At 32.2% G+C, this 14,430-nt stretch carries 14 protein-coding genes and 1 pseudogene; 7 read left to right on the top strand and 8 right to left on the bottom strand.

Annotated features, from left to right (window positions below; genetic code table 11):
- Window positions 1-16 precede the first annotated feature (16 nt).
- A complete protein-coding gene (locus tag ACX12B_RS02685; protein WP_459352516.1) occupies window positions 17-793 on the top strand; it encodes a histidine kinase in 777 nt (258 codons plus the stop codon).
- Here the strand turns inward: ACX12B_RS02685 and ACX12B_RS02680 are convergent.
- Window positions 790-1,299, bottom strand: coding sequence for a HEAT repeat domain-containing protein (locus tag ACX12B_RS02680; protein ID WP_459352515.1), 510 nt, complete (start codon window positions 1,297-1,299; stop codon window positions 790-792). The two genes, ACX12B_RS02685 and ACX12B_RS02680, sit on opposite strands and share 4 nt — an antisense overlap.
- A gap of 118 nt (window positions 1,300-1,417) precedes the next feature.
- Here ACX12B_RS02680 and ACX12B_RS02675 point away from each other — a divergent pair, with 118 nt between their 5' ends.
- Window positions 1,418-2,404 (top strand): DMT family transporter, encoded by a 987-nt coding sequence (locus ACX12B_RS02675; protein ID WP_459352514.1) that lies wholly within the window; start codon window positions 1,418-1,420, stop codon window positions 2,402-2,404.
- A 33-nt stretch (window positions 2,405-2,437) separates the two neighbouring features.
- Here the strand turns inward: ACX12B_RS02675 and ACX12B_RS02670 are convergent, their stop codons facing one another.
- From ACX12B_RS02670 to egtD, 3 genes are all read right to left on the bottom strand, one after another.
- Window positions 2,438-3,238, bottom strand: a complete 801-nt coding sequence (locus ACX12B_RS02670) for a helix-turn-helix transcriptional regulator (RefSeq protein ID WP_459352513.1) — start codon at window positions 3,236-3,238, stop codon at window positions 2,438-2,440.
- Window positions 3,239-3,310: 72 nt separating this feature from the next.
- Entirely contained in the window at window positions 3,311-3,673 is a 363-nt protein-coding gene (locus ACX12B_RS02665) for a proteinase inhibitor (RefSeq protein WP_459352512.1), read from the bottom strand.
- A gap of 77 nt (window positions 3,674-3,750) precedes the next feature.
- Window positions 3,751-4,773, bottom strand: coding sequence for an L-histidine N(alpha)-methyltransferase (gene egtD, locus ACX12B_RS02660; protein WP_459352511.1), 1,023 nt, complete (start codon window positions 4,771-4,773; stop codon window positions 3,751-3,753).
- Between the two features lie 96 nt (window positions 4,774-4,869).
- Between egtD and ACX12B_RS02655 the strand changes: the two genes are divergently transcribed.
- Window positions 4,870-5,835 carry an ABC transporter ATP-binding protein gene (locus ACX12B_RS02655; protein ID WP_459352510.1) on the top strand — a complete coding sequence of 322 codons (966 nt, stop codon included), beginning with the start codon at window positions 4,870-4,872 and terminating at the stop codon, window positions 5,833-5,835.
- Here ACX12B_RS02655 and ACX12B_RS02650 read toward each other — a convergent pair.
- Complete coding sequence (locus ACX12B_RS02650; RefSeq protein ID WP_459352509.1) at window positions 5,832-9,356, bottom strand: chromosome segregation SMC family protein; 3,525 nt, start codon at window positions 9,354-9,356, stop codon at window positions 5,832-5,834. The genes ACX12B_RS02655 and ACX12B_RS02650 overlap by 4 nt on opposite strands.
- A 170-nt stretch (window positions 9,357-9,526) precedes the next feature.
- Between ACX12B_RS02650 and ACX12B_RS02645 the strand changes: the two genes are divergently transcribed.
- Window positions 9,527-10,264, top strand: coding sequence for a carbon-nitrogen hydrolase family protein (locus ACX12B_RS02645; RefSeq protein ID WP_459352508.1), 738 nt, complete (start codon window positions 9,527-9,529; stop codon window positions 10,262-10,264).
- Here ACX12B_RS02645 and ACX12B_RS02640 read toward each other — a convergent pair whose 3' ends face one another.
- Complete coding sequence (locus ACX12B_RS02640) at window positions 10,265-11,359, bottom strand: inositol-3-phosphate synthase (RefSeq protein ID WP_459352507.1); 1,095 nt, start codon at window positions 11,357-11,359, stop codon at window positions 10,265-10,267.
- A gap of 103 nt (window positions 11,360-11,462) precedes the next feature.
- On the opposite strand from ACX12B_RS02640, the gene ACX12B_RS02635 reads away from it, so the two are divergent.
- Genes ACX12B_RS02635 through ACX12B_RS02625 form a run of 3 tightly spaced genes read left to right on the top strand, consistent with a single transcriptional unit; the run spans window position 11,463 to window position 13,825 of the window.
- A complete protein-coding gene (locus tag ACX12B_RS02635) occupies window positions 11,463-12,404 on the top strand; it encodes a deoxyhypusine synthase (protein ID WP_459352727.1) in 942 nt (313 codons plus the stop codon).
- Between the two features lie 36 nt (window positions 12,405-12,440).
- A complete protein-coding gene (locus tag ACX12B_RS02630) occupies window positions 12,441-13,154 on the top strand; it encodes a proteasome assembly chaperone family protein (RefSeq protein ID WP_459352506.1) in 714 nt (237 codons plus the stop codon).
- 50 nt (window positions 13,155-13,204) lie between these two features.
- The gene (locus ACX12B_RS02625) at window positions 13,205-13,825 is read left to right on the top strand and encodes a LysE family transporter (protein ID WP_459352505.1); all 621 of its coding nucleotides are present in this window, start codon (window positions 13,205-13,207) and stop codon (window positions 13,823-13,825) included.
- Here the strand turns inward: ACX12B_RS02625 and ACX12B_RS02620 are convergent.
- Together ACX12B_RS02620 and ACX12B_RS02615 are read right to left on the bottom strand one after the other, a co-directional pair.
- A complete protein-coding gene (locus tag ACX12B_RS02620) occupies window positions 13,822-13,953 on the bottom strand; it encodes a hypothetical protein (protein WP_459352504.1) in 132 nt (43 codons plus the stop codon). The genes ACX12B_RS02625 and ACX12B_RS02620 overlap by 4 nt on opposite strands.
- 88 nt (window positions 13,954-14,041) lie before the next feature.
- Window positions 14,042-14,430 (bottom strand): annotated as a pseudogene (locus tag ACX12B_RS02615) (DNA-binding protein); the annotation flags it as partial.

Below are 14,430 nucleotides of genomic sequence, written 5' to 3'. Positions count from 1 at the left end.
GATTAATGTTTAATATATGAACAAACCAGAAATTGTTCCAGATAAACTTACAAATCCATTAAACCCAATTATCATAATTGCAATACTTGTTGCAGGTTCTGCAATTTTTGCAATAATGCAATTTTTACCTGAAGAAGATGGCGGAATGTTAGCATTTTCTCTTTCAATTATTTTTTCAGGCGGAGTTGCCGTAACTGCATTTGTCGTATCAAAACAAAATGAAACAGGCATTTTAAGAAAAGCATATTTGTTTCTAGGATTTGGTTTTATAGCATATGTAATTGCAGAATTGCTCTATTACTCATTTGAGTTATTTTTGAATATAGAGCCATATCCATCAGTCGCAGATATCTTCTTTTTTGCTTTGTATCCGTTGACATTAGGACATTTGTTGCTTAACATACGATTCTTTCATTCAGGATATACAAAATTACAGAAAATTTGGGTTCCAGCAATCCCCGTTTTTGCAATTGTAGTTTATGTAGCAATGTCTTTAGGAGTTCCAGATGCAGAGATCAATTTTGACTTTTACTACGGACTGATATTTGTAAGTGGGGCTGCAGTAACATTGTCTTTTACAATTGTAGGGGCATCTATATTCAAACAAGGTACACTAGGAGCTGTCTGGTTACTTTTGGCATTGGGATTGATGTTCAATGCAGCAGGAGACATATGGTATTATCATTTGGAAATATTTGGAGAGTATTTTGATGCTCATCCTGTAACAATAGTTTGGTATGTAGCTAACATGTTTATCATTTATGCATTAATCAAGCATCTAAAAACAATTTAGATTGAAACCCATTCAGATTCTGCATTAAATTGTGATTTGTATCTATTCATTCTTTTGAGAACAAGTTTAGCAGTATTTCTAACACTTTCATTTTCATCTTTAAGTGATCTTTGAATTGCATCTATCTGATCAGTGGCCCTAATTATCATAAGACATTCAGTTGCCTCATGTCGTACAAGAGGACTAGGATCATAGTTTGCAGCATACGCAAGATCAGGTATTATTCTTCTCATATTTCTAGCTGCAATTTGATAACAGACTTCATGACGTACAACGTCATTAGGATCATTTTTCAAAACCCAGGCAAATAAATCAGTCATTTTTTCAAATAAAGGGCCTTTGAGATTAACTTCAACAGGAATTTCTCCTCCAAGCCAAACAGCATCCCAACGTTCGGATTCATCTTTTGAAGTCTTAAAAATTTCTTGGATTTTTTCAAATCTTTCTTCAAGAGGAAGATTTTTTATTATTTTATCGAATTCGTCAGGAATATTCACAGTGCTCATGATAATCGATTAGTAACTTATGAGCATACCATTATTTCAATTTTTGGAAAAAAGTACTATATTCAAGTATGTGTATTTCCAATAATGGTATCAATTATCATAATGGGGTGTAGTTTTAATGCCTGAAAACAGGCAATTAATTCAAAAAATCAAAGATATCCAAATTAGAAAAAAACAGATTTTCTCAAAACCCAAAATCAGCCTTGTTGGAGTAGGTTTTTTATTTGCTTTACTTGCAGCAGCGTTTTCAGCTCTACCAAATGTTATACCAAAATCAATGATGGGAGAACAATCTGTCAATGAAATAATTCCAAATCCATTGATGATTGTTTTTGTGATATATGTTGCAAATAGTTTACTGTTTTCTCCAATCCGCAAAAAAAAGAAATCAGTAGAAAAAAAGACAAGTAAAACAACTTGGATATTACTTATTTTATTGGGAGCAGCTGAAGCATCAGGTACGTTAAGTTATACAGTGGGATTACAAGAAACAAGTGCAACAAATGCATCAATTCTGGTAAACTCTGAAACAGTTTTTGCAATATTATTAGGAATTATGATATTTAGAGAAAAACTTGGACGTCAAGAAATGATACCTTTCTTTCTAATTGTAGTAGGTTCCATATTAATTCCAGTTGGAGTAGATATTCAAAGTAATCAATGGGATTTCTCAGATTTTATGTTTGGAGATCTTCTAATAGTATTATCAGGATTTTTTTATTGTCTTGATACATTTATTGCAAAAAAACTAGATGATTCTATAAAAACACGCCATATAGTACACATCATGTCATGTACAGGTGCCTTAATGACATTAGGATTAATGTTCTTATTTCAAATCCCATTTGATATAACACTAGAACAATTTTCCATAATGTCAATTGTGGGATTCTTAGGAATTGGAGTGACAATGATGTTTTTTGTGATGGCCTTAAGACTAATCGGTGCGATTAGAACTGTTTTGATATATTCATCAACAACGGTTTTCAGTATTATATATTCGGCAATTGTTTTAGCTGAAACAACTACGTTATTGAATATTATTTCAGCTGCCAGTGTCATGATAGGGTTATTTGCACTACGCAACAGAATAAGTGCAGATTAAAAAAATAAAATTTAATGAATTTAGGCTTAAATTCTATTCCTTTAGCTTACTTTCTTTGAAAATATCAGAGCCATACCAACTATATCTAAAAAAGTCAAGACACCATTCATGAAACATCGGATCATCAGAATAAAGCATTTCGCTAATATCAGATTCCCCGTCTAACGTAGGAAACATTATGCAGGCTTCTTTTTCATTTAAGACAACTATAGTTTGAACATTTTTCTCCATTTTTCTTTCTATGAGTCCCTTTTCCATTAGCTTGTCAAATCCAAGTTTTTTGAGTAATGCCTTTCTCCCCTTTGGAACAACAACAGATTCTGAAAAGATGTAATTGAATTTAACACCTTTTTTGACTCTTTTTACAAGAGGTTCAATTAGATCAAGAGGAACTTCAGATAAAATTTCATAAATATATTCATCCGAATTTTTATAGATAGACTTCCAAGTTTCAAGAACTTTTGACACGCCTTTAACATATTGAGAGTTTGCTAGTTGACCACAACGCATTTGAAATTTGTGTGGAATATCACCAAAATTGTGATCCTCAAAATATTTCCTATTTTGCGACAAAAATACAAGTGATGGTACCTGTGTACACACAACTTGTCCAAAAGTGGTCAAAGAATATGTCCCTCCAACATTTTTTTTGATCAAACCAGCTTTTTCTAATCTTGAAAAATTTCTATGAACTTCTTGTTTTGTAGAGTTAATACTTTTTGCAAAAGCAGTGGGTGTAGATTGTTTTGTTAATAATCCAATTAAGATATTCAATCGCTGAGAGCTTGCAAGCTCCAAAATATAATCTGCAGTCTTGTCAATCAAGTCAGCCATGAAAAATCAATCATTTTATTTACTAAAAAACTAGTTGGAAATAAGCTAAAACTAACAATGAAACGTTATAGGTCAATCTTGAATTTTAAAACCAAGTTCTTTTAGTTCATCTCGTATTTCTTGCTTTATTTGATCAAGTTCAACTTTAGGAATGTCAAAACTAACCATTTTCCTAATCTGATTTAACATCACCCTTCCATCTTGATCATCAGTTAATTGCTGACCTGATTCTTCAAAGGTGTAAAATGCCTTCATAATCTCTAGTCTTTGTTCCATTCCATCACCGACGGGATTATTCATCCAGTTATCAATCATAATTCTGAGATCATTTTGAGTTACAGGAGGAATGGGTTCTGTGCTAAAATCCATACTCATTCCAAATACAGCTATTGCAATAATTACAATTCCAATCAAAAAAGGAATTATTTTATTCACTAATTCTTTATGTCGTTGAATTTACTTAAAAGATCGGGAGTCCAAAACATAGAAATCATTCTTAGGTAGAATTTTGATTAATTTTTAGAAACTAAGGTTAACGAAAAATATTTTTTGTCATCAAGCCAGGTATGTTTTAACTCAAATCCCACATCATCAAGAAGATCATGAATTTGAGATAAGCGATATTTATGTGAGTATTCAGTATGGATCAATTCATCTTTTTGTAATTTTAATTCCATATCGGATTTGGAAATAACAACAGATTGATTCGACAATGATTTCAAATACATTTCAATTCGTTGATCCTTTTCATTGTAAATAGCATGATGGGAAAAGTTTTTGAGATTAAAATCGGCATCAAGTTCATCATTAATTCTAGATAAAACATTAAGATTGAATTTAGCAGTAACACCTTCAGAGTCATTATAAGCTGATTCGAGAATAGATGTATCTTTTACAAGGTCAAGTCCAATCAAAAACAAGTCACCAGGTTTCATGGTAGAATAGATTTTCTCTAAAAATTTGTAACCATCAACAGGTGAAAAATTACCAAAACTAGAACCTAGAAAAACGATAAGATTGTTTTTATCATCGTATGTCTTCAAAAATTCTAAACCACCTTCATAAGTATCAATAATACCGGTAATTGTCAGATTCTTGTAGTCATTTAGAAGTTCTTCTGAGCTTTCGGTAAGAATTTCAGATATATCTATTGGAAAATATTCAGTAGTTTTTTGAGAAGTTGTCAAAAAATCTAAGATTAATCGTGTCTTTATGGATGAGCCACTTCCTAATTCAACTAATCTATATTCTTCATCTAAGAATGAAGACAAATCAGTTTGTAATTTTTTTAGAATAGAAATTTCTGTTCGGGTTGGATAATATTCTGAAACAGAACATATTTTTTCAAACAGATCAGAGCCTTTTTTGTCATAAAAGAATTTAGGATGAATTGATTTTGAATTTGTTCCTAGGCTAGTAGAAATTTCTTCAGCAAATGTTTTTTCTATTTTTGTAGCATGAGGTTTGAAATATTGTAACCTAGAATCAATAACAAATTTTTTGTATTCTTTGTTTTTTTGTACTGTGTTGTTCAAGTATTAAAATCCCTTTTAGAGGACTTAAAAGTTTTAACCCAATTTATTACGCACAAACTATATCTCTTGATATACTTCTAAGTTCAACGTTATTTGTTGGAAGATATTCTTAGAATCGAACATTTGAAAAAGTATTTCATCAAAAAAGGAATGTTTGGAAAACAATCAGACATAGTAAGAGCAACTGATGACATTTCATTTTCTATAAAAAAAGGAGAAGTGTTTGTGTTAGCAGGAGAATCAGGTTCAGGGAAATCTACTATTGCAAAATTAATTTTAAGATCAATACAACCAGATTCTGGAAAAATATTTTTTGAAAATAATGAAATCGACAATAATCCGGAAAATTTACAAAAAATCAGAATGGGATGTCAAATGATTCATCAAGATCCATATGATTCGATAAATCCAAGAATGAAAATCGGAGACATTGTTTCAGAACCATTAGAAATTCATAATATTGGAAGCAAAAATGAAAGAAAAAACAGAGTGGTTGAAGTTCTTCACGAAGTAAAGCTAGAACCAGCTGAAGAAATTGTTAAGAAATACCCGCACATGTTGTCAGGAGGACAAAGACAAAGAGTTGTTTTAGCAAGAGCATTATCATTAAAACCCAAAGTCATCTTAGCTGATGAACCAGTTTCAATGCTCGATGTATCAATAAGGGCAGAGATGCTCGAATTAATGCAGGAGTTACAAAAAAAATACAATATTTCATTCATCTATATCACACATGATTTAGCAACTGCAAGATATTTTGGTCAAAGAATAGGAATTTTGTATTTAGGTAAAATTGTAGAGATTGGTCAAATTGATCAAGTTCTATTAAGCCCAAAACACCCATACACACAGGCATTAATTGATGCAATATCAGAGCCAAACCCAGATAACTTACACAAAGAAAAAGAAATTAGAATTAACGAACCATCAGGAATAGACATTCTTCAAGGCTGCAGATTTAGAAATAGATGCCCATATGCAATAGACAAATGTGAAACAGAGCCAGATTTAGAGAAAATAGAGGACGGTCACTTTTCAGCTTGTCATGTAGAAATTAACTAAGTGGTTCTAACAGAAGGCATACGTTTATCCTTGTAAGTAACAACATGAGAGACACCATTTTTTGGGAAAACACCATAGATCAATTTTGCTTTTTGAACTACAGAGTCTTTTAATGAAACCATTATGAATTGACTTTCTTTTGCCCTTTCTTCTAAAATGTTTGATAAACGTTCAGAGTTTGGAGCATCAAGGTGAGCATCTACTTCATCAAACAAGTAGAATGGAGAAGGTTTGAGTTTTTGTAAAGCAAGTACAAATACGATTGCAGCTAGTGTTTTCTCACCACCGCTAATGGATGTAGATTCTCTTTTTGGTTTATTTGGGAATTGTATCAGATAAGAAATTCCGGAATTAAATATATCATCTTCGTTTTGTAATTCTAACCAAGCATTACCACCAGTCATTTTATTGAAAATTAATTTAATTTCTTTATCGACCTTGTCAAATGCATCCAAGAATGTTTGCCGTTTATCTTTTTCAATATCTTCAATAAACTTTACAATAGAGTTTCTTTCTTCTTCAAGAGAATTCTTTCTAGTAGACATTGAACGATAACCATAAGACACTTCAAGATAGGTTTCAGGAGCCTTTGCATTTAGTGCGTTAAGTGAAGCTAGTTCTGCAGATAATCCTTGTACAATTGATTCCACATCAAATGTTTCCATATCCTTATCAAAGCCAAATGCAGAGAGAATCTGTTGTAATTTTACCTCATTTTCCACCAAATCTCGCAAATCCCTATTCAAAGAATCAGATTGTCTCTCCAAAGTATTGATTTGTTTAGTTAATTCTCGGTCTTTTTCAGATAGAATTTTTAATTTATCATCAAATTCTTTAAGTTGACCAATTGATGATCCTGATGTTTCAATAAGTTCTTGTTCTTTTTCTCTTAATTTTACAAGAACTTCATTTTTTGATTCTTTTTGTATTTCCAATTCATTGATTTTTGTTTGTAGTTCTTCTTTTTCCAAATTTAATGAACGTTCTTCATCATGAAGACGATTAGATTGAGATTTTTCACGATTATCTTGAGTTTCTAATGTTGTTAGTTGAGAAGATTTATCACGATATTCATTTGTTATTGTTGTGTATAGTTTTTCAACCTCTGCTTTCTTAACATTGATTCGAGATAATTCATTTGCAATACGTGTTTGTTCACCGCTTGCATAGTTGTCTTCCACAATTGAAATACGTTCTAGCAGAGATTCTACATGAGATTCATTTGTAAGAACTTCGGATTCGATATTTTGATCACGTGAAGTTAAATCAGCAATTCTGTCTATGAGTTGTTTTTTCATATTCAATGCAGATTCAATTCTAGGTGTAAGGGTAGAATAATTCTCATTAGTTGAGGCCAATGATTGTTCAGATATTGAAAGTCGTTCTGAATTTAATTGAATAGAATCATCTAATTTTTTAATTGCATTCTTTTTCAATAGAAGATATTTCTTTACAGCATTAATTGATTGGAATAATCCATCAACATCACTACTCATCGAAATTAATTTTGTAAGTTTTGATATCTTTGAGTCAATATCAATAACAACAGTGCCACCTTTTGCCTCAAAGTACTCACCATCCATAGTAACTGCCTTGTATCCAGATTGGGAAACATTGTAAGCAGATTCCCGAGTTTTTGTAAGGACAATATTGCCAAATAGGAATGTTTTGAGTTCAGAATAAGCAGGCTTGCAACGAACAAAGTCGGAAAGTACACCAATCACACCTGATTCAGTAGGCAGTTTTAGATTGAATTTAGGAATAGAGTCCATAGGAATGATCTTGAGTTTAGATAATTTTCTAGATCTTGCAAATTCTGCAATTCCAAGAAGAGTGGCAAAGTCTTTTACAACTATTGCTTTAATCCAATCAGAACTTACAGCCAATATAGAACGCTCATATTCTTTGTCCCAAGAAATCATTTCATAAACAAGACCTTCAATGCCAAGTTGTTCTGCATCTTCTTTTAATTTTGCAACAGTGTAATCTTCATGCATGAATCCTTTTACAGTTTTGATTTTTGATTCATAACGCGTTGCAGCTTGGTTAGATTTTTCTAGAATCTCACCCCATTCATCCATATCAGAAACAATTTTAGATTTTTTTGATTGTAATATTTGAATTCTAGATTTTAGTTCAGTAATTGTTGCATTATGATTCTTTATCATAGACTCTAGTTTTAATTTTGAGGAAGTTAGTTCTTCAATTCCAAGTTCAAGCCCGTTTAGTTTTTGAGTGTTTGATTCAACTTTTATTTTTGATTCTTCTTTTTCATGTTGAAGTTTAGAGAGTTTGAGCTTTGTATCATTTAGTTCAGCAGTTAACGTTCGAATTTTTTCATCAATTTCAGATTTTTTAGCAGCAGCTTGTGATTGTTCATCCAAAATTTTATTTCTTTGAGAATCAATAATTTCTAAATCAGAATTAATTTTGTTTTTCTTTACGTTAGTCTCTTCAATTGATTCTTTAATTTTTAAAATCTGAGTATCGATGTCATTTCGGGCACTATCAACTTCTTCAAGTTCATTTTTTATTTCTGGAAGTCTAGATTCAATTTGTTCTATTCGTTTCTTTGATGCAGAAATTGCACTGTTATCAATTTCATATTGCTCCATAGCAGTAGCAATTTCGGTGTCAAGGGCAGATTTTGCTTGAGTGTAATCATTTGCTTCTGCCATCAATTTTGATTTTTCTGTTTCTAAAGTTTCAATTTCAGTTCTCAAGATATTTCTTTCACCATCAAATGTGGTGATTTCAGCAGTAACAGAGTGCAAAGTAGATTCTTTAGATTCTTTTTGACCAGAGATTACTTTGAGTTTGTTGGCAGCAGCTATTGCCTTGTATCGATTTAATTCACGCTCAAGAATATCATGGCGTAGTTTCTGATTACGTTCTTCTTCAAGTTCATCAATACGTTTCTTGATTTCACCCATTTTTGCAAGAGCGATTTCCAGTCTCCTGTCTGCTTCGTCAAGTTGTTTTACAGATTCAGCCTTTTTTTCGTCAAAATATGAAAGTCCAATTAAATCTTCGATTGTTTTTCTTTTTTCCTCAGATGTGAATTCAGAGATTCTTGTAACTGTTCCTTGTTGGACTGCATTAAGTTGACCCAGTCCAGCATTTGCCATATCAAGCAAATCAAGAATGTGACTACGATTTGTTTTCTTTTTGTTTAGATAGTATGTGTTTTCACCATTGGCATCCATTTCTCTTGTAATCTCAACAGTATCAGTATCAACAGGAATTTTTCTATCAGAGTTATCAAAATGGACACTGGATCTTGCCATTTTTGGTCCACGTCGATTTCCTTCAATATCATGAATTAATGATCTTAGTTTGTCAACCCTCATAACTTTGGGTTTATTTTCACCCATTGCAAAAATGATGGCATCTAAGATGTTACTTTTGCCAGATCCATTAGGACCTGAGATCGATACAAGTCCAGGTTCAAACTGAACGGTAGTATTCTTAAAACCAAATGACTTGAAACCAAAGATCTCAACTTTTTTAACATGAACCAATAATGTTATTCTTGCAAATGGTGAGATAATCGATGTTTAACAAGTTTAGTTGACACTATTGCATAATTTTTCTTGTTTTAGTATGATATTTTTCGTAACGGTAAAGACAAAATATTTTACAATAACCCTCTTGTGCCTACTTATAATTACCAAGCAACGTGTTTACAAGTATGACAAAACTAGGATTGATTCAAACTGCTTCGCATGATACGGATCAAAAAGCAATTTCAGATGTTTCAAAAATTCTAAGAAAATTAGGCAGAAAAGAAACTGAGATCGTATGCTTGCCTGAACAATGGTTAAAAAATAATCAAATTGTAGATTGGGATATCCAATTTAGAGAGTTTAAGGAAATTGCCAAAGACTTTCAGATGACAATAATTCCAGGTGCATTTTATGAGACAATAAGAGGCAAGTCATCCATAGTATCGCCAATTATTGGGCCAAAAGGAGAATTCATAGGAAAACAAGAAAAAATACATCCATTTGACTATGAAAAAGATAATGTCAAGCCTGGAAAAGAGGCTAAAATTTTCAAAACTGCCTGTAAGTTTGGAGTGGTCATCTGCTATGATATGGTATTTCCCAAAGTAGCAAACACTCTAGCCAAAAAAGGAGCCCAAGTGTTGTTATCTCCAAGCAGAATTGTCAAGCGAGGCATAGAACCATGGCAAATGTATGTTCAAGTTAGAGCATTAGAGAACAGAATCCCAATTCTTGCAGCAAATGTCGAGAATCACAAATTTGGAGGCAATAGTTTGATAGTGGATTTGAATCAAAATAACAAAATAGTTACTACAAAAATCACCAAACTAAATGGCGAACAAGGAATATCACGTGAGTTTGACCTTAAAAAATATGAAACAGCAAGAAAGAAAAGATTTTCAGATTCTAATAAATTTCAGTAATTAATCGCCTGCAACAAACTTTTCACATTCAGCCTTTGCTTTAACATCAGAAGTTTGTTCAATTGGATGTTTCATCAAATAGGCACTTGCAGGTTTTATTGGACCCCCAACTCCTCTATCAAGAGCAATTTTTGCAAGTCTAATTGCATCAATTACAATTCCTGCAGAATTTGCTTTGTCATCTACTTCTAAACGAACTTCCATATTGTAAGGAATGTTTGCCCATTGACGTCCTTCAATTCTCATAAACATGAGTTTTGTATTACCTAAAAATGGGATAAAGTCAGAGGGACCAACATAAATTTGATCATCATCTAATCTTTCATCAAGTTGACTCTGTACACTTTCAGTTTTAGAAATTTTCTTTGAAACAAGTCTATCTTGTTCTTTCATGTTTAAGAAATCAGTATTACCACCAACATTGATTTGGTAAGTTTTTTCAATTTTAGTACCTCTATCATTACATAGTTTTGCTAATGTTCTGTGAACAATGGTTGCACCAACTTGTCCTTTGATATCATCACCAATACAAGGAATATTTTTCTCAGCAAATTTTTTTGCCCAGTTCTCGTCAGATGCAATGAATGAAGGAATACAATTTACAAATGCAGTGTTTGTATCAAGACAAATTTGTGCCCAATATTCAGTTACTTTATCAGAACCCACAGGCAAGTAAGATACAATTATTTCAACACCGGTGTCCTTGATTACCTGTTTTACTTCTTTGGTAATCTCTTCAACAGATTTTGGATTTTCAACAGGCTTGATTCTATTTTCTACCCACAGTCCAACACCATCTAGAATAGGACTTTCGTAGATTTTAGCATCAGTTTTTGGTAATTCATCTTTTGGAATCCAATCAACCATGTTAGGATATGCATAGATTGCTTCATGGAGTGGTTTTCCAACTTTATTTTCACCAACATCAAACCCACAAACAAAATCAATATCATGAATACCATAACCAGCTAATTTGTCATGAATAATTCCAGTAACTTCTTGATCAGGGTTTTGTCTATAATACTCAATACCTTGAATTAAACCTGAAAAACAATTACCAATTCCTACTAATCCTACCTTAATTCTACCTGCCATTCGAAAATTGGTGTTATTGGGCGGGTTTAAAGTTTTCTTAGAGAAATTAAAAAAACAATAAGATTAAGGCAGGATTTTATACTTGGCATCGGCGATTAAGATCATGTTAGAACCAGGTCGTCCTGTTAAAGATATAGAAATTACTCCAGACATGCCAATAGAGAAAATTTTTGAAGAGTTATCTCAATCAGGAGGATTTGAATCAGTAAATCTTTCAGATGGTTTATCAATTCTAACAGAAATGATTTCAGATAAACAATGTCTCAAATTTGTTTCATTTGTCGGTGCGGTAATTTCAACAGGGCTAAGAGGAGTCATCAAAGATATGATCAAAAACAAATGGTTCGATGTAGCAATTACAACATGTGGTGCATTAGATCATGATATTGCCAGACATTTTTCACATTACAAAGAAGGTTCATTCACAATGGATGATAGAGAGTTAGCAGACCAAGATATCCATAGATTAGGCAATGTTTTGGTGCCTATGGACAGTTATGGACCATTAATTGAAGAGAAAATGCAGGCATTCTTAGAGGAAGAATACCAAAATGGAGTAAAAGAAATGACGACAGCAGAAATTTGTAAAATGATTGGAAAACATTTAGGAGAAGATTCATTTCTCTATTGGGCATACAAAAATGACATTAGCGTTGTAGTTCCTGGAATCATGGATGGTGCAGTAGGAAGTCAGATTTGGTTGTTCACACAAAAACACAATGACTTTAAGTTGAATATGACAGGAGATGCAAATTTACTTTCAGGATTTATTTTCAAAGCCAAAAAATCAGGGGCTTTTATGATTGGGGGAGGGATTTCAAAACATCATACATTATGGTGGAATCAATATAGAGAAGGATTAGATTATGCATTATACATTACGACTGCACAAGAATTTGACGGTAGTCTTAGTGGTGCATTAGTTAGAGAAGCAATATCTTGGGGAAAAGTTACACAAAAAGCTAGACAAGCAACACTTCATGCAGAAGTTACAACAATTTTACCATTTATCTATGCTGCACTAGTATCGAAATTACAAAAATAGACAAAACCTATTATCTAATAAAAATAAAAAACAAACATGTTTCCCAAAATTAGAATTAAAGAATTCAAGCCACTTAATTTGGAAGGAGGGTATCTCATTGATGGATTTCCATCAGCAGGTTTTAGCAGTGCAATTGCAACAGAATCAATGATACATACATCAAAATATGAATTAACAGGAATTGTAGATTCAGACATATTTCCGCCAATTAGCATAATCAAAGATGGAAAGCCAAACTATCCATCAAGAATTTTTGTAAATGAAGAATTGAAAGTTAGTATATTTTTATCATATCTTACACTTGATCAATCATTACACAAAGTTACAGCCAAAACAATGCTTAATTGGGCACAAAAACACAAAATTGGATTAATAATAAGCAGCATAGCAGTTAAGAATTCTAAAGAAAGTGAAACATTGATTGGGGTAGGAAGTACAGATTCTGCAAGAGAGAAAATTAAGAAAGCAGGACTAAAAGTTTTGGAACATGGGACAGTTCCAGGGATCCCGGGAACATTGTTAAATGCAGCTAGGATAACAGGGCAAGATGTCATTGTAATTATTTTTAATACGAATGGAGAAGGAGCAGATTTCAAATCAAGTGCACAATTATGTTTAGCAATGTCAAAATTAATCCCTGGATCATCATGTGATATTTCTGCATTACAAAAAGAAGCAGAAAAAGCTGAAAATGTTATCAAAGAAGCAGAAGAAGAATCAAAACATATGAAAGATTCTATGTACATGTAAGTTCTTTTGACTATGTTTATTTCATAATTAAAATAATGAAAATTCGATAGATGGAACAATTTTTAGAATTTGCAGTATTAGTGATAATTATTTCAGCATCAGGAGTAATGGCACCAGGACCGCTTTTTGCAGCAAATATATCATTTGGATTGAGAGAAGGTACAAAATCAGGCATCAAAATGGCCACAGGTCATGCGATGGTAGAATTACCTTTAGTGGTTTTGTTAGGGATCGGAGTTTTTTCGTTAGAAAGTTTTCCAGAATTTAGAACAATCATTTCTATTTTAGGAGCAATAACACTTTTTGTTTTTGCAGCATTACAAATTAGAACAGTTCTTAGAAAGAAAGAATTTTCAATTAAAAATCAAAAACAAGGGGCATTAATTACAGGAGTTTTACTAAGTGGGTTAAATCCATTTTTCATTATTTGGTGGTTAACTATAGGATTCAAATTAATTTCAGACGCAATGCTGATTTGGGCATTTTCAGGCATGTTAATCATGTTTGGATTACATATTTGGATGGATTTTGCATGGTTGGGAGCAGTTTCATTTTTAGCATCAAAGAGTACAAAAATTCTTTCAAATAGAAATTACAAAATATTGATGATAGGATTAAGTGGAATGTTGATTTACTTTGGAATTACTTTTTTGCAAGAAGCACAGTATTAACCACAATCAAGGATTTCTATTTGAGGTTCACAACTATCATTAAACAAATCAATCTTTTCAACAATCACTTCACAAAGTTCTGGATCAAGTGTTTCATCATAAGAATTAATTTCATTTAAAATTACCATGTGTTGAATTCCACATGAAGAATTGGAAAACAATATCACAAGTATTGAAATTAAAATTCCACTTAGAATTATCAGAGGGATTTTAAAATTATTCTTTTGAAATGTCAATTTCCATGGTAGAGACATTACGTTGCTTACCATCTTGAGAAGTTAATGAATCAGATGAAATTCTTACGTCGCTTATTACATAGCCTACAGAATCCATTCGTTTTACAATCATTTGAGAGACATCAACAGCTTGAGTGATTCTTTTTCCTCTAGCTTTTATGGTAACAGTGGGTCTTGTTGAAAGTTGAGTTAAAGTTGCAGAAACATAAGTCATTATTGGTTTTGTTCCAACAAAAATTACATCACGTTCTTCAGTAGAATGAGGAGAGTCTGAAAAGTATTTGTTTTTGTCAGTGTGGGGTTTATTTTCAGAATCATATTCTTTTGGTTCAGGTTCTGGTGTTGGTTCTGGTTCTGGTGTTGGTTCTG

It is taken from the genome of Nitrosopumilus sp. S6 (assembly GCF_054515815.1).
This window is presented reverse-complemented; position numbering and strand designations above follow the sequence as displayed.

Bases quoted from the DNA above. Each gene is read 5' to 3' on its own strand.
- ACX12B_RS02685 (WP_459352516.1), top strand. From the start codon at position 17: ATGAACAAACCAGAAATTGTTCCAGATAAACTTACAAATCCATTAAAC.
- ACX12B_RS02680 (WP_459352515.1), bottom strand. From the start codon at position 1,299: ATGAGCACTGTGAATATTCCTGACGAATTCGATAAAATAATAAAAAAT.
- ACX12B_RS02675 (WP_459352514.1), top strand. From the start codon at position 1,418: ATGCCTGAAAACAGGCAATTAATTCAAAAAATCAAAGATATCCAAATT.
- ACX12B_RS02670 (WP_459352513.1), bottom strand. From the start codon at position 3,238: ATGGCTGACTTGATTGACAAGACTGCAGATTATATTTTGGAGCTTGCA.
- ACX12B_RS02645 (WP_459352508.1), top strand. From the start codon at position 9,527: ATGACAAAACTAGGATTGATTCAAACTGCTTCGCATGATACGGATCAA.
- ACX12B_RS02640 (WP_459352507.1), bottom strand. From the start codon at position 11,359: ATGGCAGGTAGAATTAAGGTAGGATTAGTAGGAATTGGTAATTGTTTT.
- ACX12B_RS02635 (WP_459352727.1), top strand. From the start codon at position 11,463: ATGTTAGAACCAGGTCGTCCTGTTAAAGATATAGAAATTACTCCAGAC.
- ACX12B_RS02630 (WP_459352506.1), top strand. From the start codon at position 12,441: ATGTTTCCCAAAATTAGAATTAAAGAATTCAAGCCACTTAATTTGGAA.
- ACX12B_RS02625 (WP_459352505.1), top strand. From the start codon at position 13,205: ATGGAACAATTTTTAGAATTTGCAGTATTAGTGATAATTATTTCAGCA.
- ACX12B_RS02620 (WP_459352504.1), bottom strand. From the start codon at position 13,953: ATGGTAATTTTAAATGAAATTAATTCTTATGATGAAACACTTGATCCA.